The sequence below is a fragment of the Halobacterium rubrum genome (assembly GCF_021729015.1).
Taxonomy (GTDB): Archaea; Halobacteriota; Halobacteria; order Halobacteriales; family Halobacteriaceae; genus Halobacterium; species Halobacterium rubrum.
In genome coordinates this window covers 607695-626615 of the sequence record NZ_JAJQQZ010000001.1, presented here as the reverse complement: position 1 = coordinate 626615, position 18921 = coordinate 607695, and the positions used below count along the sequence as shown (strand labels likewise).

Genomic DNA, 18921 nt, shown 5'->3' with positions numbered 1-18921 from the left:
CACGACAAATAGGTTTGTAGGGTGTTGGCATGCACCAATGCTTTTGCTGGCTGGCGTCCTACGGGTGAGCATGGTTCACGCGTTCATCATGGTGAGTGCCGGCGCGGGCGCGGCGACAGACGTCTGCGAGCAGATCGCGGACATGGACGGGGTCAGAGACGCCAACGTGGTCGCCGGCCGGTACGACGTTATCGTGGAAGTGGGCGGCGACGAGGTCGGGAGCATCCTCCAGACCGTCTCGAAGGACGTCGGCGCCGTCGCCGGCGTGACCGACACGAAGACGTACATCTCGCTGGCGGCGGCCTGAGCGGGGCGGTCAACAGATGTCGTAACTGGTCGAGACCAGTTCGACACGTCCGTCCGGCGAGCGTTCGAACTTCAGGCGGACGCAGTCGGCGCTCTCGTCCACGTGCTCGGTCGTATCGACCGTCAGCGACTCGCTACCGACCGTCGTCTCGACGACGTACGCGCCGAAGTCCTTCAGGTCTGGGTCGCGAGTGACGTTCCCGGCGGGGTCCTCGTCCGACGAAGCGGGCCCGAGCCGGAACGACGACTCGTAGGCGACAAATCCCTCCCCGATGGGGTTGGTGACGGTCACCGAGACGTCGCAGCCGTCGTCGGCGTGGTTCACGAACCGGAGTCTGTCTACGGCAGTGGTCGTCGGACCCAAGTCGTCGCCGAGACAGCCGGCCGAGGCGGCCGGTACTCCGGTGGAGAGGGCGGCGCAGGCGAGGAACCGACGGCGGCGCATACCCGGGGCGTCACCGCGCGCCGTGAAAATGCTTCCGGCCGACTGCACGCGAGGAGGTGTGCCTTCAGAACTCCATCTCCTGTGGGTCGTGGTCCTCGAGCCAGCCGTCGAGCCACGCCTTCTGGTCGTCGATGCGGGGCGTGCGCTCGGCGTACACGTGGTCGAAGAGTTCGTCGACGTCCGGCTCGCCGACCGCCTCGGCGGCGTCGACGGCGTCGTCGATCTCGGCTTCCGCTTCGTCGAAGCACTCCTCGACGAACCCGTCCTCGACGACGCCCTGCTCGTGGAGGAAGTCGGCGTACCGGTCGAGGGGGTCGGCAGTCCGCCAGTCCGGGAGGTCCTCCTCCTCGGGGCGGTACCGGTCCGGGTCGTCGCTCGTGGTGTGGGCGCCCTGCCGGTAGGTCAGGCTCTCCACGAGCACCGGCTCGCCGGCCTTCGCGTCGTCGAGCGCCTCGGCGACCGTCTCGTGGACGGCCAGCGGGTCGTTTCCGTCGACCTGAACGCCCTCGAAGCCGTACGCCTCGGCTTTGACCGCGATGGAGTCGCTGGCGGTCTGGCGCTCGCGGGGCAGCGAGATGGCCCAGTTGTTGTTCTCGCAGAAGAACACCACGGGGGCGTCGAAGACGCCGGCGAAGTTCATCGCCTCGTGGAAGTCGCCCTCGCTGGTCGCGCCGTCACCGAAGTACGCGACTGCGGCCCGGTCGTCGTCGCCGGCGTAGTCCATCGCCATTCCGGCGCCGACGGCGTGGGGAATCTGGCTGGCGATGGGGACCGCCTGCGGGAAGTTCTGGACGTCGTGGTCGGAGTGGAACTCGGCGTGGCCCCGCCGGAAGAGGAGGATGTCGCTGGCCGGGACGTCGCGCGCCAGCTGCATGGCGTTCGACCGGTAGGTAGGGAACAGCCAGTCGTCGTCCCCCATCGCGTGGGCGGCGCCGACCTGCGAGCCCTCCTGTCCCTTGAACGGCGGGTAGCCCGGCATCCAGCCGCGGCGCTGAAGCGCCAGCGCGCGCTCGTCGAAGTGCCGTGCTCGAACCATGTCTCGGAGGACGGCGCGCGCCTCCGACTCGCTCACGTCGACGGTCTGGAGGTCGCGCTCCCCGATGACGCGGTGCATGTCGGGCCGGACTGCGGGCAGCTACTTACCGATAGCGAAAAGCCCCACGAGCGACTACGGCCGGACATGGTTTCGGCCGCTACCGCCGCCGGCGTCGGCTTCATCGTGTTGCTGCACACCGCTATCGCGGCGTTCGGCGCTCGGTTCTTCCGCGTCACGCTGAGCACCCGGTGGGGGTCGCTCGTCTACACCTTCGTCCTGATTCCGCTGGTCTACGTGCTGACAACCATTGTCCTCGGGTCTCTGGGGCTTGGCGCCGGTGCGTTCGCAGACACTGGCGAGCTCATCGTCGTGACGTGGGCGTTCCCGTTCTTCCTCGGGTGGTCGATCGACCTGTTCTGGCTGCCGGCCCCCGAGGAACTGGAGGATCTACCGGACCACCCGGACGACCAGTAGGAGCGCCGACAGCGTCGGGAAGACCGTCAGCAGGCCGGCGCCGCCGAGCACCGCGGCGGCTTCGAGCGCGTACAGCGCGCCGGGCAGGCCGAACGCCACACCGGCGACGAGCGACCCGGCCAGCACGCGAGCGCCAGCGACCACCGCTGCGTCGGTGGCCCAGACGGCGAGCGCGGCGTCCGCGAGGTCGAACGCGACCAGCCCCGCTATCGCCGCCGGGCGGGACGGCCGGGTCGAGGGACCGCTGCCACCGCCGGGCCACAGCACGCGGAAGCGCTCGGGGAACAGCGGCGGCAGTCGAATCGGCGGCAGCGAGAACGAGAAGTCGCCACTGGCGTCGTCGCCGGCACCAGTAGTGCCGTCGCGGCCGCCAGCGTGTTCGTCGTCGCCGGCGGCGGCGTCCGTGTCGGAGCCGTCGCGCCGGTCGTCAGCCATCGTCGGCGTGGAGCACACGCCCGAGCACGTCCTCGGCGTCCTCGATGACGGCTTCCGGCGACTGCGTGGCGTCGATGCGCACGAACCGCTCGGGGTCGTAGTCGACGAGCTGTTCGTAGTTCTGGCGGACGTCGGCGAGGAACTCCGCCTGCTCGAACTTGTTCGTCGCGCCCGACCGAGCCGCGCCGGTCTCGGGGTCGACGTCGAAGTACAGCGTCAGGTCCGGCGGGCGTGTCCACGGCTGGTGGATGCCGCGGACGTACTCCATCGCGCGGTTGATCTCGCCGTCCAGGGCCGCCCCCTGGTAGGCGTACCGGGAGTCGGAGTAGCGGTCGGAGACGACGACGTCGCCGCGTTCGAGCGCCGGTTCGACCACGCGGGAGAGGTGGTCGGCGTGGTCCGCGGTGAACAGGAACAGTTCCGCGAGCGGGTCGGCGTCGTCGGCGACTTCCGAGCGCCGGACGGCCTCGCCGTACCACGAGTCCGTCGGTTCGGCCGTGAACGTGAAGCCGTCGTCGTCGTCGCCGCTGCGGGCGTCCCGGAGCGCCTCCCAGACTGTCGTCTTCCCGCTGCCGTCGATGCCCTCCAGCGTGACGAGCATACATTGTGGCACGGACAGCGACGTACAAACGGCTTCGGGTTCGCCGACAGCGGGGGCGCCCGCCCCGTGGCATACTTTTAGGGAGGCAGCGCTCCTGAGTGGGGCCATGGACGTGTTGGTTACTGGCGGTACGGGATTTATCGGGACGCACGTGTGCCGGGAGCTGGACGACCGTGGACACGACGTGACGGCGTTCGCGCGGAACCCGGACGGCGCCGACCTGCCCGCGAGCGTCGAACGGGCCGTCGGGGACGTCACGGCGTACGACACGGTCGCCGAGGCCGTCGAGGGGCACGACGCGGTGGTTAACCTCGTCGCGCTGTCGCCGCTGTTCAAGCCCAAGCAGGGCGACCGCCGCCACCTCGAGGTCCACCTCGGCGGGACCGAGAACGTGGTCACCGCGGCCGAGGAGGCGGGCGTGGAGTACGTCCTCCAGATGTCTGCGCTGGACGCCGACCCTGACGGGTCGACGGCGTACCTGCGAGCGAAGGGGCGCGCCGAGGAGGTCGTGCGGTCGTCGGACCTCGAGTACACCATCTTCCGGCCGTCGGTGGTGTTCGGCGACGGTGGCGAGTTCGTGGGGTTCACGAAGAAGCTCACGACGCCGTACGTGACCGGCCTGCCGGGCGGCGGGAAGTCGAAGTTCCAGCCCATCTGGGTGCAGGACCTCGTGCCGATGCTGGCGGACGCCGTCGAGGACGAGTCCCACTGGGGCGAGACGTACGAGATCGGCGGGCCGGAGTCGCTGACGCTGGCCGACGTCGCGCGGCTGGTGTACCGCGCCGAGGGGAAGTCCGTCCGGGTGCTCCCGGTGCCGATGCCGCTGGCGGCAATCGGGCTGACGCTCGCGGACCCGCTGCCGTTCGTGCCGATGGGCTCCGACCAGTACCGGTCGCTGAAACTCGACAACACGACCGACAGCAACGACGTTGGCGCGTTCGGGGTCGACGCCGGGGAGCTGACGTCACTCGAGGACTATCTGGCCGTCCATTGACGGCGCTCCGGAGTGCGCCGTGCCGTCCGGTCGCGGACGGTAGGGTGCTCTTAAACGTCGACACGGGGCACTGAACTGCCGGTAGCTGGCCATTAAAGTTAAAGGAAGGGGAGGAGGCGGTTCGCTCGTCGACTCGAGTTCGTTCGTCTTACGCCCCCTACCTCCACAAAACGAGTAACACGTGGCTACCGTCGGACACTCGTCTGCAAAAGGCTTATACAGCCGTTGGCGCTTTACCTTGGCAAAGGGTTCCGTATGAAACTCGCAATGATCGGGTTCGGTCAGGCGGGCGGGAAAATACTCGATAAGTTCATCGAGTACGACAAGCGCCACGGTTCGGACATCGTGCGCGCCGCTGTCGCCGTCAACACCGCCAAGGCCGACCTAATGGGTCTGGAGCACGTGCCGCAAGAGAACCGCGTCCTCATCGGGCAGTCCCGCGTCAAGGGACACGGGGTGGGCGCGGACAACGAGCTCGGCGCGGAGATCGCCGAGGAGGACATCGACGAGGTACAGGGGGCCATCGACTCGATTCCTGTCCACGAGGTCGACGCGTTCCTCGTCATCTCTGGGCTCGGTGGTGGCACCGGCTCCGGTGGTTCGCCCGTCATCGCGAAACACCTCAAGCGCATCTACACCGAACCCGTCTACGGCCTCGGCGTGCTCCCCGGGAGCGACGAGGGCGGCATCTACACGCTGAACGCCGCGCGGTCCTTCCAGACGTTCGTCCGGGAGGTCGACAACCTCCTCGTGTTCGACAACGACGCCTGGCGGAAGTCGGGTGAGTCCGTCCAGGGCGGCTACGACGAGATCAACGAGGAGATCGTCACACGCTTCGGCATCCTCTTCGGCGCGGGGGAGGTCGAGCAGGGCGGCGACGTCGCCGAGTCCGTCGTGGACTCCAGCGAGATCATCAACACGCTCGCGGGAGGCGGCGTCTCCACCATCGGGTACGCCTCCGAGACCGTCGACAACGACGGCGGCAGCGGAAGCGGGCTACTGTCGCGGTTCAAGGGTGACGACGACCCGGTCGAGGACTCGGCGTCGACGACGAACCGCATCACGAGTCTCGTGCGGAAGGCGGCGCTCGGTCGGCTGACGCTCCCCTGCGAGATCGAGGGCGCGGAGCGCGCGCTGCTCGTGACCGCGGGGCCGCCGAAGTACCTGAACCGGAAAGGCATCGAGCGCGGCCGCAAGTGGCTCGAGGAGCAGACCGGCTCGATGGAGGTCCGGGGTGGCGACTACCCGGTGCCGGACTCCCAGCAGGTCGCGTCCGTCGTGATTCTGTCCGGCGTGAACAACGTCCCGCGCATCAAGGAGCTGCAGGAAGTCGCCATCGAAGCGCAGGACAACATCGACGAGATTCGGGAGGAAAGCGAAGACAACTTGGAGGAGTTAGTCGAAGACGACGATGATGAACTCGAGCCGTTATTCTGAGCTCGGGGCCGTCCTCGCCGTCGTGACGCTACTCGCAGTGGCCGCGGTGCCGGTAGCCGCGGTGTCGGTCGACGGGGACGCGCCGGGCACGGCGCAGGTCGGGGAACAGCAGTCGACAACGTTCGAAGTGACCGACCCGTTCAGCGACTACGAGCAGTGGACACTTCGGGCGGAGACGCAGCTGACGGACGTCACGTGGCAGGTCCAGACGTTCGACAACGCGGGCAACCAGGTGAGCGAGGAGACGCTGACGGGTCAGGAGATGACCTACCAGCTCCAGGCGTCGTCGGGCGTGACGCGCGTCGAGGTCAGCATCGAGGGCACGGTGCCGCAAGCGTCGGCCTTCGAGTGGAGCTACGACCCCGAGCAGACGATCACGTACGCGTCCTTCGAGCAGACCCAGGAGGGCGGGTCGAGTACGGTGCTGTCGACGTTCGACACGCGACCGTACACCTCCGCCAGCCAGGAGGCGCGGACGGCGATCAGTGACGCCCAGACCGCTATCGAGAGCGCACAGTCCGGCGGCGCGAGCGTCAGCGGCGCCGAGGGCGACCTCGAGGACGCCATCGAGTTCTACAATACGGGGAACTTCGAGGAGGCGGCCAATAACGCGGAGGAGGCCGAGTCCGCTGCGAACAACGCGGCGAGTTCGGCCCAGCAGACCCAGTTGCTCCTGTACGGGGGCGTCGCGCTGGTGCTGGTGCTGGTGGTGGCCGGAATCGGCTACTGGTACCTCCAGCAGCGGGACACGTACGACAAGCTGGGCTGACGATGCGGACGGTCGTGCCGTTCGACCCGCGGAATCCGAACTCTCGCCTCGCTGCGGTTTTCGACGGTGACGGCGGAGACGACGAGCGGGAGCGCCGCGAGTTCGCGGAAGCGATGCTGGCGGACGTGCTGGACGCCGTGCGGGGCGCTGGCGGGGAGCCGGAGTTGCTGGCGACGGCGTCAGTCGACCGAGACGTGGGGGTGCCGGTGTCGGTCGACGACCGGTCGCTGTCCGTCGCCGTACAGGATGTACTCGACGAGGAAGCGCTGCCGGTGGCGGTGGTGATGGCGGACCTCGCGCTCGCCACGCCCGATTGCGTCGGGCGGCTGTTCGACGCCGACGGCGACGTGGTGATCGCGCCCGGGACGGCGGGCGGGACGAACGCGCTGGTCGTCCGCGAGCCCGGGTTCGCCGTCGACTACCACGGGGCGTCGTTCCGGGACCACGTCGCGGCGGCGGAGCGGGCCGGACTGGACGTGACGACCGTGGACTCGTTCCGGCTGGCTGTGGACGTCGACGACGAGCAGGACCTCGTGGACGTGCTGGTGCACGGTGGCACGGACAGCCGGGCGGCCGACTGGCTCGCCGACGCCGGGTACGCGCTCGCAGTGCGGGACGGCGAGCCGGTGGTCGAACCCAACGACTAAGCGCCCGAACCCCGGACGGGTGGGTATGAACTGGAGTCCGTTCGCGCGGGCGTTCGGGGCGCTCGTCGGCGTCGGCGCGCTCGCCGTCGCGCTGTTCGCGGTGCTGGTGACGGCGCTGGGTGCGGCGGGCGTGCCGCGGTGGATGGCGACGCCGACGGCCGCGGGCGCGGTCGTGCCGGCGATACTGGCGCTGGCCGACGCGTACACGCCGCTGGGGAACAACGAGCGGACGGAACTGCTGAAGCGACAGCCCAGTAGCGCGCTCGTCGCGGACCTCGCGCTCGCCGGCGCGACGGGCGGCGTGGTCGCGGGACTAGGTGCCGTGGCGGTGCTCGGGCCGTCGGTCGCCGGGCTGGCGCGGACGGCGGTCGTCGGCGCCGCCGTGGCGCTGGGGTACGGCGTGTTCGTCGCGCGGAACTACGACATCTACCGGCCGGGGGGGCCGGCCGCGGCGTCGGCGGCAGTGGCCGGTGGTGACAGCGAGGGCGAGCCGTGACCGGGATTCCGGGCGCCGACGAGTACGGCGTCGACGTCTCGGTTCGCGAGAGCGACGTCGAGCGCGCGCTGGAGGTTCGGCCGGCGGACGTGGAGCCGGCTGACGAGCTCACGTTCGCGCGCAACGTCTTCCTGCCGCTGACGACTGCGTGCCGGTACACGTGTACGTACTGCACGTACTACGACGTGCCCGGGGAGGCGAGCCTGCTGAGCCCCGGGGAGATCCGCGAGCAGTGCCGGGCGGGCGCCGAGGCGGGCTGCACGGAGGCGCTGTTCACGTTCGGTGACGACCCGGACGACCGCTACACTGCCGTCCACGACCAGCTCGCGGAGTGGGGCTACGACTCCATCCACGAGTACCTGCGGGCTGCCTGCGAGATCGCCCTCGAGGAGGGGCTGTTGCCGCACGCGAACCCCGGCGACCAGACCAGAGCGCAGATGGAACTGGTCGCTGACGTGAACGCGTCGATGGGCGTGATGCTGGAGACGACGGCGGACGTGCAGGCCCACTCCGGCTCCCGCGCGAAGAACCCCGGCCAGCGCCTGCACACGATTCGGACAGCGGGCGAACTCGGTGTGCCGTTCACGACCGGCATCCTCGTGGGTATCGGCGAGAGCTGGCGGGACCGCGCGGAGAGCCTGCTCGCCATCCGGGCGCTCCACGAGCGCTACGGCCACGTCCAGGAGGTCATCGTGCAGCCGGTGAGCCCGAACGAGCGCTGGGACGAGGCGCCGCCGGACGAGGCGACGATGCGGCGGGCGGTGGCGATGGCCCGGGGCGTGCTCCCCGAGTCGGTGGCCGTGCAGGTGCCGCCGAACCTCGCCGACGCCCGGGCGTTGCTGGACTGCGGTGTGGAGGACCTCGGCGGCGTCTCACCCGTCACCGAGGACTACATCAACCCCGACTACGCGTGGCCGGCGGTCCGCGAGCTGGAGGACATCGCGGACCACGGCGGTGTGGGGCTCCGGGAGCGGCTGCCCATCTACGAGCGGTTCCTGCCAGACGAGGGCGTCGAGAACGAGTGGGTGAGCGAGCGCATCGGCGAAGCCATCCGGGACGGTGAGCGCTACCGGTCGGTGCTGGCGGACTGACCGGCAGCGGTCCGGTTGGAGCGGCTGTTCTACGGCGGTTCAGAGGTCGTGGCGGGCGGCGAAGTTCCCCAGCGGCTTCCTGACGAGCACGTAGACGGCGGAGAGCGCGACCATCGCGGCGGTGAGTTCCCGGACCGGACTGCCGAACAGCAGCAGGCCGGGCAGCGAGAGCGTGGCTGCGGCGGCGAGGTCGCGGGGCGAGCCGTCGTAGGGAATCCACCGGCGGGGCGGAATCCACTCGCCGCGGTGGTGCGAGTAGACGCCGCGCTGGTCGTCGTTGTCCCAGGGGCGGGCGCCGAGGCCGCCGCCGAAGGCGTCGCTGACGGAGTGGACGGCCGCGGACAGCGCGAAGAACGCGGCGGCGACGGTCTCCGGCGCGGGCCAGACGACCGCGACGGGGAGTACAGCGAGGACGGCGAGCCAGTAGTGTTCGGGGAAGTGCAGCGTCCGGCGGTGGGCGACGACGGCGACATCGAGGTCCGGGAAGACGCCGCCGGCGATGGCGCCGAGCGCGGCGGGTACAGCGAACTCGGGGGCGACCGGAAGGACGAGTGTCGCGAGGCAGACGCCCATCGCGGCGTGCGTCGTGGCCATCATGGCGTCAGTCGTCGGCGGCGCCGGCTGGCGTGGTGCGTTCCGGGACGAGCGGCGTGCCGTCGGCTTCGGGGCCGAGCCGGGGGCCGAGCACGTCGGCGTCGGGGTCGAGGACGCGGCGCTCGGTGTAGTCCGTGGAGCGCTCGACGGGCGTGCGGCCGATGGCCGAAATCATCTCGGCGTAGTCGGCGACCGACCGGAACTCGCCGTGCTGGCCGCCGGCGCGCTTCGTGATCTCCTCGCTGAGGATGGTGCCCATGAAGTCGTCGGCGCCGCAGTTCAGGAGTTTGAGGCCCTTCGCGTCGCCGAACTTCACCCACGAGGACTGGATGTGGTCGACGTTGTCCAGATAGAGGCGGGAGACGGCGATCATGAGTTCGTCCTCGGCGTCGCTGGCACCCGAGTCGACCACGCCGCGTTCGTAGAGTGGGGTCTGCTCGTGGACGAACGAGAGCGGGACGAACTCGGTGATGTTGCCGGTGCGGTCCTGGAGGTCCCGGACGACGTCGAGGTGCTTCACGCGGTGGGCGGCGTTCTCGACGTGGCCGTACATGATGGTGGAGGTCATCGGGAGCCCGGCGTCGGCGGCTGCCTCCATCGCGGCGACCCACTCGTCGGTCGTCATCTTCCCGGGGCAGATGACGTCCCGGACCTCGTCGACGAGAATCTCGGCAGCCGTCCCGGGGACGGTGTCGAGTCCGGCGTCGGCCAGCGTCCCGTAGACCTCGTCGTAGCCCCAGTCGACGCCGCGCTGGGCGTGGTGGGCTTCTTCGGGCGTTATCGAGTGGACGTGGGCGCCGGCCTCGCTCATCGCCGCAATCTGGTCGACGTACGTCGTCGGATCGGTGTCGTACACCTCCGGGGGCTTGTAGTTGTGCTCGGGGTTCTCGGAGTCGAGGACGGCGCGGTGGGCGTCGTTCAGGCCGAACGCGGGGTGGAGGCCGGAGACCGAGGTGACCTCGGAGACGCCGCGCTGGACGGCGTCGGCGACGGCCGCCTTCGACTCCGCGGGGGTCTTCGTGAAGCCTGCGTGGGTCTCGTCGTTGTCGGCCTCGAACCGGTGGGCGGTGTCCTTGAAGTTACAGAACAGGCAGCCCGTGTTGCAGGCCGTGGTGACGTTGTTGTTGAGGTTCGCGACGAACGTCACCTCGTCGCCGACGACCTCTGCGCGGCGGCGGTCGGCGGCCTCGAGGACGAGTTCCTTGCGCCGGGGGTCGATGCCCTCACTGTCGGTGCCGGTCGTCATGAGTTCGACGCCGTCGTCCACCGAGAGCCGGTCGCCGTCGCGTGCCTTCCCCAGCGCGTTCTCGAACGACTGGTCGGTCTCGGGGACCACGTCGAAGTCGAGGTCGGCGCTGGCGTCGCTCATTGTCGATGGCACTGCTCGCACGGCCAAAAACCCTGCCACAGCGGCAGGCCCCCGTGCGACACCACGAACGTGCACATCTCCAGTCCGAACCGGGGGTTTGTGGGCACGAGAGTGAAAGATTGATGGGGTGGGGTCGCGGGTGTAGCGGTATGGCGAGCGTCAAGGACCTCCGCGTCGAGTCAGACCCCACCCGGGACGCGCTCGGTCGGGGCGTCTTCGAGTTCAGCGACCGGTACTCCGTCTTCGACTGGGGCGAGATGCCCGACTTGATTCCGGGGAAGGGTGCGAGCCTCTGCACGATGGGCGCGTTCAACTTCGAGCTCCTCGAGGCCGAGGGCGTGCCGACGCACTACGAAGGGGTCCGCGCGGAACCACGTTCCGCGGACAGCGCGAGCGAGAAGCACGGCGACCCGCGAGCGAGCACACCCGACGGCGACACCGTCGCCCTCGCGGACGCGCCCGAGGTGCCGAGCGAGATGGTCGTCGGCCTCACGCAGGTCCCCGACCTGCCCTTCGAGGGCGGCGCCTACGACTACGACCAGTACCACGAGGCGGCGGGCGAGAACTACCTCGTGCCGCTGGAGGTCGTGTTCCGCAACAGCGTGCCCGTCGGGTCGAGCCTGCGGACGCGGTGTGACCCCGCCGACGTCGGCCTCGAGGCGAGCGAGTGGCCCGACGAGCCCGTCGACCTCCCGGACACCGTCGTGGAGTTCTCCACGAAGTACGAGGAGCAGGACCGCTACCTCTCGAATCCCGAAGCCGACCGCATCGCCGGCGCGGCCGGCATCGCCGAACTGGACGCGCTCGCTCGGCGCGTGAACGAGGTCGTCACGGAGCGCGCCGCCGAGACCGGGTTCGTCCACGAGGACGGCAAGATCGAGTGCCTGTACGTCGACGGCGAGCTCCGGGTGGCCGACGTCGTCGGGACGTTCGACGAGAACCGCTTCCGGTTCGACGGCCGCGAGGTCTCCAAGGAGGCGGTGCGGCAGTTCTACAAGCGCAGCGACCCCGACTGGGTCGAGGCCGTGAAGGCGGCCAAGCAGGAAGCCGACGAGCGCGGCGTCGCCGACTGGAAGTCGCTGTGCGAGGCGTCTCCGGACCCGCTGCCGCCCGAGATTCTGCAGGCGACCGCGGACCTGTACGCGGCGGGCGCGAACCGCTACACGGGCCACGAGTGGTTCGCGGACGCGCCGCCGCTCGGGGAGGCGCTGTCCGCGTTCGAGCCGGAGTGACGATGCGGCGACGCTGGGCCGGCGTCGCTGTCGCGCTCGCGGTCGTCGTGCTCGCGACGTCGCTCGTGCCGGTTCCGGACGGCGACAGTGTCCCGACCGGCGCCGACAAGCTCGCGCACCTCGCCGGGTACGCGGCCGTAGCGTTCGCGGCGACGCGCGCCGTGGAGGACGCCGGCCGGCGGACGCTCGTGAGTGTCGTTCTCGCCGTCTCCGGGTTCGGTGCGGGCGTCGAAGTGCTCCAGCCGATGGTCGGTCGTGGGGCGAGCCTCGGCGACGCCGTCGCGAACCTCGCGGGCGCCGCCGTCGGCGCCGTCGCCGCCGCGGTCAGTCGAAGCCGCTGACGAGCGTCACGACCCACTGCGCGGGGTCGGGGCCGGCCCGCACTTCCACCCGCGTCACCCACTTCACCCACTGGAACCCGCGGCGGCCGGGGGCGACCAGCCGGACCGGCGCGCCGTGGCCGTGCGTCAGCGGCTCGCCGCCGACGTGCGTCGCGAGCAGGGCGTCGCGCGCTTCGTCGACGGGCAGCGTCCACCGGTAGCCCGTGACGGAGACGAACCGGACGTGGCTGGCGCCGTCGGTCGTGCCGCCGGCGGCGTCGAGCAGGTCGGCGACGCGGACTCCCTGCCACGCCTGGACGGTGTACCAGCCGCTCGTGCAGTCGAGGAGCGCGCGCTCCGCGTCGCCGGCCGCCACTTCGTCGACGGGCAGGGCCAGCGAGTCCGCGACGCGGCCGGTGACGGCGAGCTGGTAGGATTCCACGTCGACGGGCTGGGGGTCGTCGGCGACCCACGACGTGACGGGGAAGGCGTCGTTGCCGTCGCCCTCGCGTGGCTGGGAGCCCGTGAACCGGCGGTCGGCGCCAGCCGTGCCGAGCACACGGTTCGCCGCCTGCTGGGCGCGGTACGTGACGGCGCCGGCGACGAGCAGCGCGCTGTACTGGAGCGCGGTGCGCCGGCCCTCGACGTCCTCACGGCGCGGCAGCCGGAACCGGGTGGCGGCGTGCAGCGGCACGACGACCAGCAACAGCAGGCCGAACGCGACGTGGACGGACAGCAGCGTCCACAGCGAGACACGGACGTCGAGGCCGAACACCCACGCGACGCCGGTGCCGAGCGCGCCGACGGCGGCGACGGCGGCGAGCACGGACAGCGCGGTGGAGCGCCGCCAGCGTCGTGGGTTCGTGAGGTTCCGGCGGACCCGAGCGAGCTTGAACGCCAGCAGCGCGACGATGGCGACGCCGAGTGCGCGGTGGGCCCAGAACACCGGCCAGTCGGACGGCGTCCCGAGGGTGAACGAGACCAGGCCGGTGACGGCTTCGGCGGCGACGAGCGCGAACAGCGACCAGTCGACGAGGCGGGGCCGCGGCTCCAGCCAGTCGACGGCCGCAGCGAGCGCGCCCCGGACGGACATGCCGTGTGCTACGTGTTCGTGGCACAAGAACGGCGGGTCGCAGGAGGGTCGTGGCGAACTGCGCGACCGGTGTCGACAGCCCGCCGGTGCGGGCCGACTCGTCAGTCGAGTTCCTCGACGTCGGCGTCTGCGGCGTTGGTCTTCACCGACTCGATGCCCTCGCGGGCCTTCTGTTTGGACGCGTACCCCTCGCCGGAGTCCGCGATGATGTTGCCGTTGTCGTGTTCGAGCCGCCAGCGGTACTGTCCGGCCTCGTCCTCGTACAGTTCGAAGGTCGCTTTGCTCACGTTCGTGGCCTCTCCCGGAACCACTAAAACGGTTTAGATTTGTGGGATGCTGTCACACTAGTTGCGGAGTGGTGTTCGGTCGACGGGGCCGCCGGACCCAGACGAAGCCGATTTACGGCCGCGAGTCCTGTTCGCGGGCAATGAGCGAGCCGAGCGCGGAGGTCTACGAGCGTGGGCGGGGGATGGACGCCCACAACAAGGTGATGCGGGAGCTGCGGGACGAGAAGGGGGCCAAGGACTACGACCCCCGGGAGCCCACGCGGGTCTGGCTGGACGAGGACAACACGCCCGACGGCGTCTACGACAGCCTCACCATCATCCTGAACACGGGCGGCTGCCGGTGGGCGCGGGCCGGCGGCTGCACGATGTGCGGGTACGTCGCCGAGTCCGTCGAGGGCGGGTCGGTCGCCCACGAGGACCTGATGGCACAGATCGACGAGTGTCTCGCCCACGAACGGGAGGAGGCCGACGAGGAAGCCGGGCTCATCAAGATCTACACGAGCGGGTCGTTCCTCGACGAGCGCGAGGTCCCCGCCGAGACCCGGCAGGCCATCGCCGAGACGTTCGCGGACCGCGAGCGCATCGTCGTGGAGAGCCTGCCGGACTTCGTCGAGCGCGAGAAGCTCGCGGACTTCACCGGCGTCGGCCTGGAGACGGACGTGGCGGTCGGGCTGGAGACGGCGACCGACCGGGTGCGCCACGACTGCGTGAACAAGTACTTCGACTTCAGCGACTTCGAGGCCGCCTGCGCGGAGGCGCTGGAGGCCGACGCCGGCGTGAAGGCGTACCTCCTCATGAAGCCGCCGTTCCTCTCCGAGAGCGACGCCATCGAGGACATGCAGTCCTCGATTCGGCGCTGTGCGGCCGTCGAGGGCTGCCACACGGTGTCGATGAACCCGACGAACGTCCAGCAGTACACGATGGTCGACCAGCTGCACTTCCGCGGCGGCTACCGGCCACCGTGGCTCTGGTCGGTCGCAGCGGTGCTGGAGTCGACGGCGGACGTCGACGCCATCGTCGTCTCGGACCCGGTCGGCCACGGCAGCGACCGCGGGCCGCACAACTGCGGGGAGTGCGACGACCTCGTGCAGAAGGCCATCAAGGACTTCGACCTGCGGCAGGACCCGTCGGTGTTCTCGGAGGTGTCCTGCGAGTGCGAGGCGACCCACGACGTGGTCGTCGAGCGGGAGACCGCCTACAACCTCCCGCTGGCCGAGTGACGGCCGGCGGGCGACCTCACGTCGACAGCTCCGAGTCCCCGGCGAGCACCCGGTAGCTCTCCAGCGTCCCCGCCATCGAGGGGGCGTCCTCGTCGTCGTGGCGCTGCGTGCCGTAGTCCATCCACTGGCCGCGCGTGTAGCTGTACATCTCGAAGCCCGTGGTCGTCTCGAGGACGACGTCCACGACCGCGTCCTCTGGGGCGTCGTCGGGGACGACCGTGGAGCGCACGCCGTCGTCGTGGTCCATCACCCAGACGGCGCGCACGTCCTCGGCGGCGTCGAGGTGGTCGCTGGCTTCGCTCGGGGACAGCGGGCGGTCCGGCCAGTCGTCGCCGGCCGGTGCTGGTTCGTCCATGAGTGCGCTAGGCGCGGGCGCCGTATCGGCGTTTCCCCGGGGCCGGCGCTACTCGGCGAAGTAGCTCGTGAAGAACCCGGAGAGGAACGCCGACACCGCGACGGCGAGGGCGACCTGTTCGAGCTCCCAGGGGCCGTCGCCGTCGTCGGCGGCGAGCAGGGTGGCGGCGACGCTGACGACGAGCGAGACGATGCCGTTCGTGAGGTGTTTGCCGAAGCCCATGCGTGGGTATGCGGAGACGAGCGGCTACACTGTTTCGGTGGCGGCACTGTGCGAGCCACCAGCAGGGGCCTCGGCTCAGTGTCCGGCGGAGCGGGGGTCGACAGTCGCTGGTCGAGCGGTGACCTGTCAGCGAGTTCGGAAAAACCACTAAATCCCCAGGGTGTTAATAATTAAGCAAGAGTCAAAACGAAATTAAATCGGTGGCTTCTTCTATCAGTCCCCCATAGCGTCTGCTCCGCGCCGCTATCACCCGAGCACTGGCGCGGCAGCTCGTAGCGCCCGCAGACCACCCCGCAGTCTCGACGCCACCATGCCAGCCAACTCCCCAGCCGACGGTACCGGCAGTGCCCAGTCTCTGACAGTCACCCCCGACCCCGCCGACGCGACCGACCGACGATGACCGGCGACGACCCCACGCACCCCGAGACCATCGACTGGGGGGCGTTCTGGGCCGACGCCGACGACGAGGACCGCGAGAGCGCGAACGCCGCAGCCCACCACGCCGTCGACCTCGTGCCAGCGTTCGCCGCCGAGCGCGGCGCGCCGGCGACCGTGGCCGACGTGGGCTGCGGGGGCGGCGCCCTGACGTTCGCGCTGGCCGACCGCTACTCCGACGCCGAGGTCGTCGGCTACGACGCCGCCGCGTCGGTGCTGTCCGAGAGCCGCGAGCGCGCGGCAGAGCAGGACGCGTCGAACGTCGCCTTCGAGCGCGGCGTCCTCCCCGACTTCGACCCTGGCCGTCAGTTCGACCTCGTGGCGTGCTGTCACACCCTCGAGTACGTCGCCGACTCGGAGACGGCGCTCCGGTCGCTGTACGACGCCGTCGCGCCCGGCGGCGACCTCGTGCTCACGTACACGAACGACCTCGGGCGAGCGCACTACGGCCGCGTCCTCGACGATCCACCCGAGGAAGTCGACCCGCAGCGGTACGCCGAGCGGTTCGGTCTCGTCGTCGACGGCGAGAGCACGCTGTCCTACGACGCCATCCACGACGCACTCGACACGTGGCCGCGGAGCTTCTGGGCGGTCGTCGACAAGCCCGAGGAGCGCTGGATGTGGCGCAACCACCCGCTCGTCTGGGTGCCGAAGTAGCAGTCAGCCCGCCGGCCGGCCGCGAGCCAGCCCGACGGTATTGGTCCGGTTCTGGAACCACGGGACTGCGACGCCGTTCAGTCGCTCGTGGGCGGTCTCGAAGGTCGTCCCCGAGGGGGCGTCCTGGCCGACGTACGTCCCGAACTGGGTGTGGTTGACGCCCGGCACCACCACGACGCGCGCCGACCCGGGGAGGTTCGCGAGGGAGTCCTCGTACGCCGCCCGGTTCAGGACGCCGTCGTCCGCCCCGGCGACGCTCAGCACGGCGAGGTCCGCGCGGTCGGAGACGTCCACGTCGCAGTAGGAGCCGTACAGCACCAGCCCGGAGACGTCCTCGCTCCCGGCGGCGTACCGGCACGCCATCGCGCCGCCGAGAGAGTGCCCCCCGACGTACCACTCCTCGACGCCGTCTCGGGCCGCCATCGCGCGCTCGGCGGCGTGCGGGCGAACGCCCGTGTTCGCCAGCCCGTAGTCGACGACGGCGAGGTTCAGCGGGAGCTTCGGGACGACGACGGTGACGCCGGCCTCGCTCGCGAGCGGGGCGAGCGACTCGACGTAGGCGTCCGGGTGAACGCGCGCCCCGGGGTAGAACACGAGGCCCGTGTCCGTGTCGGTCCCCGTCGGCCGGAGGACGTACCCGCCTGCGCCGGTGCGCTCGACGGTGACGTCGTCCCGGGCCTCGACGCCGGCGACGCTCCCACGGGCGTCGTGGTAGGGCGTCGCCGCCCACCCGACGCCGACAGCGGCGGCGACCACGAGGAGGCCAACGACCCAGACGGCGACCCGTTCCCGCCGGCGACGGGCGACCAGCGCGGACCGACCCGAGCGGCTCATGGTCGTAGCTGTCGGCGCGACCGACAAAGAACCGCCCGGTCGTCGGCCCCGGTCGGGCGACGACCGACTGGTGGTCGTGGGAACGTTGTTGGGCGTGGCGCCCCTCGAACGAGATATGCCAACAATTCACTACCAAAGTCGGGAGATCGAGTGCGAGGCGGGCGCCGTGCTCCGCGACGCCCTCAAAGACGCCGGCGAGACGCCGCACAACGGCCTCGCGGACAGCCTGAACTGCCGGGGGATGGCGACCTGCGGGACGTGTGCAGTCGAAGTGTCCGGCGAGGTCAGCGAGCCGACGAGCCAGGAGGAGCGCCGGCTGTCGTTCCCGCCCCACGAGTCGGACAGCGGGCTGCGGCTGGCCTGCCAGACGAGCGTCAAGGGCGACGTCACCGTCACGAAACACGACGGCTTCTGGGGGCAGAAGGTCGAGGACGGGGGTGGAGACGCGTAGCGGTCAGGCGAACGCGCTGAGGACGCCCTGGCCGTCGGTGGCGCCGAGTTCGGGGAGCGTCGCGCGCTCGGGGTGGGGCATCATGACGGCGACGTTGTCGCGGTCGCCGGTGAGGCCGGCGACGGCGCCCGTCGAACCGTTCGGGTTCGCTTCGTCGGTCACCTCGCCGTCGGCGTCGCAGTACCGGAAGAGCACGCGGTCGTCGGCGACGAGGTCGTCGTAGGCGTCCTCGCCGATCTCGAAGCGGCCCTCGCCGTGCGCGATGGGGACTTCGAGGACGTCACCCTCGCTGTAGGCGGCGGTCCACGGCGTGTCGGCGTTCTCGACGCGGAGGTGGACGCGCTCGCACTGGAAGCGCGCGCTGGCGTTCGTCGTGAACGCGCCCGGCGTCATGCCGGCCTCGCAGCCGATCTGGGCGCCGTTGCAGACGCCGAGGACGGGGACGCCGTCGTCGGCGAGCGCGCGGACCTCGTCCATGACGGGCGACTGGGCGGCCATCGCGCCGGCCCGGAGGTAGTCGCCGTACGAGAAGCCACCGGGGACGACAACGCCCTCGGTGTCCGCCGGGAGGCCGTCCTCGTGCCAGACGATGTCGGCGTCGACGCCCAGGTACTCGAGGGCACGGACGGCGTCCCGGTCGCAGTTCGAGCCGCCGAAGCGGACGACCGAGACCGTCACGCGAGCCACCCCCGGTGGCGAGTGTGACGTCGAAAGTCGCAGCCCGCAAAGCGCAGCGAGCAGGACCGTCTTTCGGAAGTCATTCGCGGGGTTCGACCGCCACGTCGTAGTCGTGGATGGTCGGGTTGGCGAGGAGGCGTTCGGCCATCTCGTCGGCGCGCTCGGCCGCCTCGTGTTCGTCGTCTGCGTCGAGGTCGATCTCGAAGCGGTCGGCCGACCGGAGGTCGCCGAGTTCGAACCCGAGGCGCTCGAGCGCCTGCTGGGTGGTCTCGGCCTCGGGGTCGAGGACGCCCCGCTTCAGTCGGACCGTCACCGTGGCGGTGTACGCGGTCATCACCGTAGTGTGGTCGACCGTGCCCAATTACTCTTGTGGAAATATCTCGTAATGCACGTTCGTGGATTGGTTCGGCGTGTCGTGGCCGGGTCACACGTATCCCGGTCGA

At 70.3% G+C, this 18921-nt stretch carries 26 protein-coding genes; 13 read left to right on the top strand and 13 right to left on the bottom strand.

All coding sequences use genetic code 11. From position 1 onward, the window contains the following. Positions 1 to 70 precede the first annotated feature (70 nt). The gene (locus LT971_RS03355; protein ID WP_237005436.1) at positions 71 to 307 is read left to right on the top strand and encodes an Lrp/AsnC ligand binding domain-containing protein; all 237 of its coding nucleotides are present in this window, start codon (positions 71 to 73) and stop codon (positions 305 to 307) included. Positions 308 to 316: 9 nt separating this feature from the next. Here the strand turns inward: LT971_RS03355 and LT971_RS03350 are convergent, their stop codons facing one another. After that, positions 317 to 751: a hypothetical protein gene (locus LT971_RS03350; RefSeq protein ID WP_237005435.1), complete on the bottom strand. Its 435-nt coding sequence runs from the start codon at positions 749 to 751 to the stop codon at positions 317 to 319. A 64-nt stretch (positions 752 to 815) separates the two neighbouring features. Beyond that, entirely contained in the window at positions 816 to 1865 is a 1050-nt protein-coding gene (locus LT971_RS03345; protein ID WP_237005434.1) for a thiamine pyrophosphate-dependent dehydrogenase E1 component subunit alpha, read from the bottom strand. Between the two features lie 66 nt (positions 1866 to 1931). Here LT971_RS03345 and LT971_RS03340 point away from each other — a divergent pair, with 66 nt between their 5' ends. After that, a complete protein-coding gene (locus LT971_RS03340; RefSeq protein WP_237005433.1) occupies positions 1932 to 2261 on the top strand; it encodes a DUF7991 family protein in 330 nt (109 codons plus the stop codon). Here the strand turns inward: LT971_RS03340 and LT971_RS03335 are convergent. Both LT971_RS03335 and tmk read right to left on the bottom strand, forming a co-directional pair. Beyond that, positions 2235 to 2696 carry a hypothetical protein gene (locus tag LT971_RS03335; RefSeq protein WP_237005432.1) on the bottom strand — a complete coding sequence of 154 codons (462 nt, stop codon included), beginning with the start codon at positions 2694 to 2696 and terminating at the stop codon, positions 2235 to 2237. The genes LT971_RS03340 and LT971_RS03335 overlap by 27 nt on opposite strands. Next, positions 2689 to 3297 carry a dTMP kinase gene (gene tmk / locus LT971_RS03330; RefSeq protein WP_237005431.1) on the bottom strand — a complete coding sequence of 203 codons (609 nt, stop codon included), beginning with the start codon at positions 3295 to 3297 and terminating at the stop codon, positions 2689 to 2691. Before tmk ends, LT971_RS03335 begins: the two co-directional genes overlap by 8 nt. A 106-nt stretch (positions 3298 to 3403) precedes the next feature. Here tmk and LT971_RS03325 point away from each other — a divergent pair, with 106 nt between their 5' ends. From LT971_RS03325 to cofG, 6 genes are all read left to right on the top strand, one after another. Beyond that, positions 3404 to 4291, top strand: coding sequence for a complex I NDUFA9 subunit family protein (locus LT971_RS03325; protein WP_237005430.1), 888 nt, complete (start codon positions 3404 to 3406; stop codon positions 4289 to 4291). A gap of 255 nt (positions 4292 to 4546) precedes the next feature. Further along, a complete protein-coding gene (locus tag LT971_RS03320) occupies positions 4547 to 5728 on the top strand; it encodes a tubulin/FtsZ family protein (protein WP_237005429.1) in 1182 nt (393 codons plus the stop codon). Beyond that, positions 5706 to 6497, top strand: a complete 792-nt coding sequence (locus LT971_RS03315; RefSeq protein ID WP_237005428.1) for a hypothetical protein — start codon at positions 5706 to 5708, stop codon at positions 6495 to 6497. The genes LT971_RS03320 and LT971_RS03315 overlap by 23 nt, the downstream gene beginning before the upstream one ends. A gap of 2 nt (positions 6498 to 6499) precedes the next feature. Continuing rightward, positions 6500 to 7144: a 2-phospho-L-lactate guanylyltransferase gene (cofC, locus tag LT971_RS03310; RefSeq protein WP_237005427.1), complete on the top strand. Its 645-nt coding sequence runs from the start codon at positions 6500 to 6502 to the stop codon at positions 7142 to 7144. A gap of 25 nt (positions 7145 to 7169) precedes the next feature. After that, a complete protein-coding gene (locus LT971_RS03305; RefSeq protein WP_237005426.1) occupies positions 7170 to 7640 on the top strand; it encodes a hypothetical protein in 471 nt (156 codons plus the stop codon). After that, positions 7637 to 8731, top strand: a complete 1095-nt coding sequence (cofG, locus tag LT971_RS03300; RefSeq protein WP_237005425.1) for a 7,8-didemethyl-8-hydroxy-5-deazariboflavin synthase subunit CofG — start codon at positions 7637 to 7639, stop codon at positions 8729 to 8731. Before LT971_RS03305 ends, cofG begins: the two co-directional genes overlap by 4 nt. A gap of 39 nt (positions 8732 to 8770) precedes the next feature. Here cofG and LT971_RS03295 read toward each other — a convergent pair whose 3' ends face one another. Beyond that, positions 8771 to 9328 carry a metal-dependent hydrolase gene (locus LT971_RS03295; protein WP_237005424.1) on the bottom strand — a complete coding sequence of 186 codons (558 nt, stop codon included), beginning with the start codon at positions 9326 to 9328 and terminating at the stop codon, positions 8771 to 8773. 4 nt (positions 9329 to 9332) lie between these two features. After that, on the bottom strand, positions 9333 to 10694 hold the full coding sequence (gene cofH / locus LT971_RS03290; RefSeq protein ID WP_237005423.1) for a 7,8-didemethyl-8-hydroxy-5-deazariboflavin synthase subunit CofH: 1362 nt from the start codon (positions 10692 to 10694) through the stop codon (positions 9333 to 9335). A 149-nt stretch (positions 10695 to 10843) separates the two neighbouring features. Between cofH and LT971_RS03285 the strand changes: the two genes are divergently transcribed. Together LT971_RS03285 and LT971_RS03280 are read left to right on the top strand one after the other, a co-directional pair. Beyond that, positions 10844 to 11926, top strand: coding sequence for a phosphoribosylaminoimidazolesuccinocarboxamide synthase (locus LT971_RS03285; RefSeq protein ID WP_237005422.1), 1083 nt, complete (start codon positions 10844 to 10846; stop codon positions 11924 to 11926). 2 nt (positions 11927 to 11928) lie between these two features. Next, complete coding sequence (locus LT971_RS03280) at positions 11929 to 12267, top strand: VanZ family protein (protein ID WP_237005421.1); 339 nt, start codon at positions 11929 to 11931, stop codon at positions 12265 to 12267. Here LT971_RS03280 and LT971_RS03275 read toward each other — a convergent pair. Together LT971_RS03275 and LT971_RS03270 are read right to left on the bottom strand one after the other, a co-directional pair. Continuing rightward, entirely contained in the window at positions 12251 to 13339 is a 1089-nt protein-coding gene (locus tag LT971_RS03275) for a molybdopterin-dependent oxidoreductase (protein ID WP_237005420.1), read from the bottom strand. The genes LT971_RS03280 and LT971_RS03275 overlap by 17 nt on opposite strands. 101 nt (positions 13340 to 13440) lie before the next feature. Continuing rightward, positions 13441 to 13626, bottom strand: coding sequence for an HVO_2922 family protein (locus LT971_RS03270; RefSeq protein WP_237005419.1), 186 nt, complete (start codon positions 13624 to 13626; stop codon positions 13441 to 13443). Positions 13627 to 13766: 140 nt separating this feature from the next. On the opposite strand from LT971_RS03270, the gene LT971_RS03265 reads away from it, so the two are divergent. After that, the gene (locus LT971_RS03265) at positions 13767 to 14846 is read left to right on the top strand and encodes an archaeosine biosynthesis radical SAM protein RaSEA (protein ID WP_237005418.1); all 1080 of its coding nucleotides are present in this window, start codon (positions 13767 to 13769) and stop codon (positions 14844 to 14846) included. A 16-nt stretch (positions 14847 to 14862) separates the two neighbouring features. Here LT971_RS03265 and LT971_RS03260 read toward each other — a convergent pair whose 3' ends face one another. Together LT971_RS03260 and LT971_RS03255 are read right to left on the bottom strand one after the other, a co-directional pair. Beyond that, entirely contained in the window at positions 14863 to 15201 is a 339-nt protein-coding gene (locus tag LT971_RS03260; protein ID WP_237005417.1) for a hypothetical protein, read from the bottom strand. Positions 15202 to 15249: 48 nt separating this feature from the next. Then, positions 15250 to 15423, bottom strand: a complete 174-nt coding sequence (locus LT971_RS03255) for a hypothetical protein (RefSeq protein ID WP_237005416.1) — start codon at positions 15421 to 15423, stop codon at positions 15250 to 15252. Between the two features lie 396 nt (positions 15424 to 15819). Between LT971_RS03255 and LT971_RS03250 the strand changes: the two genes are divergently transcribed. Further along, the gene (locus tag LT971_RS03250; RefSeq protein ID WP_237005415.1) at positions 15820 to 16515 is read left to right on the top strand and encodes a class I SAM-dependent methyltransferase; all 696 of its coding nucleotides are present in this window, start codon (positions 15820 to 15822) and stop codon (positions 16513 to 16515) included. Between the two features lie 3 nt (positions 16516 to 16518). On the opposite strand, the gene LT971_RS03245 is transcribed toward LT971_RS03250, so the two are convergent. Beyond that, positions 16519 to 17349, bottom strand: coding sequence for an alpha/beta hydrolase (locus tag LT971_RS03245; RefSeq protein WP_237005414.1), 831 nt, complete (start codon positions 17347 to 17349; stop codon positions 16519 to 16521). Positions 17350 to 17464: 115 nt separating this feature from the next. Between LT971_RS03245 and LT971_RS03240 the strand changes: the two genes are divergently transcribed. Further along, on the top strand, positions 17465 to 17800 hold the full coding sequence (locus LT971_RS03240) for a 2Fe-2S iron-sulfur cluster-binding protein (protein ID WP_237005413.1): 336 nt from the start codon (positions 17465 to 17467) through the stop codon (positions 17798 to 17800). 3 nt (positions 17801 to 17803) lie between these two features. On the opposite strand, the gene purQ is transcribed toward LT971_RS03240, so the two are convergent. Beyond that, the gene (gene purQ / locus LT971_RS03235) at positions 17804 to 18478 is read right to left on the bottom strand and encodes a phosphoribosylformylglycinamidine synthase I (RefSeq protein WP_237005412.1); all 675 of its coding nucleotides are present in this window, start codon (positions 18476 to 18478) and stop codon (positions 17804 to 17806) included. Between the two features lie 79 nt (positions 18479 to 18557). Then, positions 18558 to 18812 (bottom strand): phosphoribosylformylglycinamidine synthase subunit PurS, encoded by a 255-nt coding sequence (purS, locus tag LT971_RS03230; protein ID WP_237005411.1) that lies wholly within the window; start codon positions 18810 to 18812, stop codon positions 18558 to 18560. Positions 18813 to 18921: the final 109 nt, after the last annotated feature.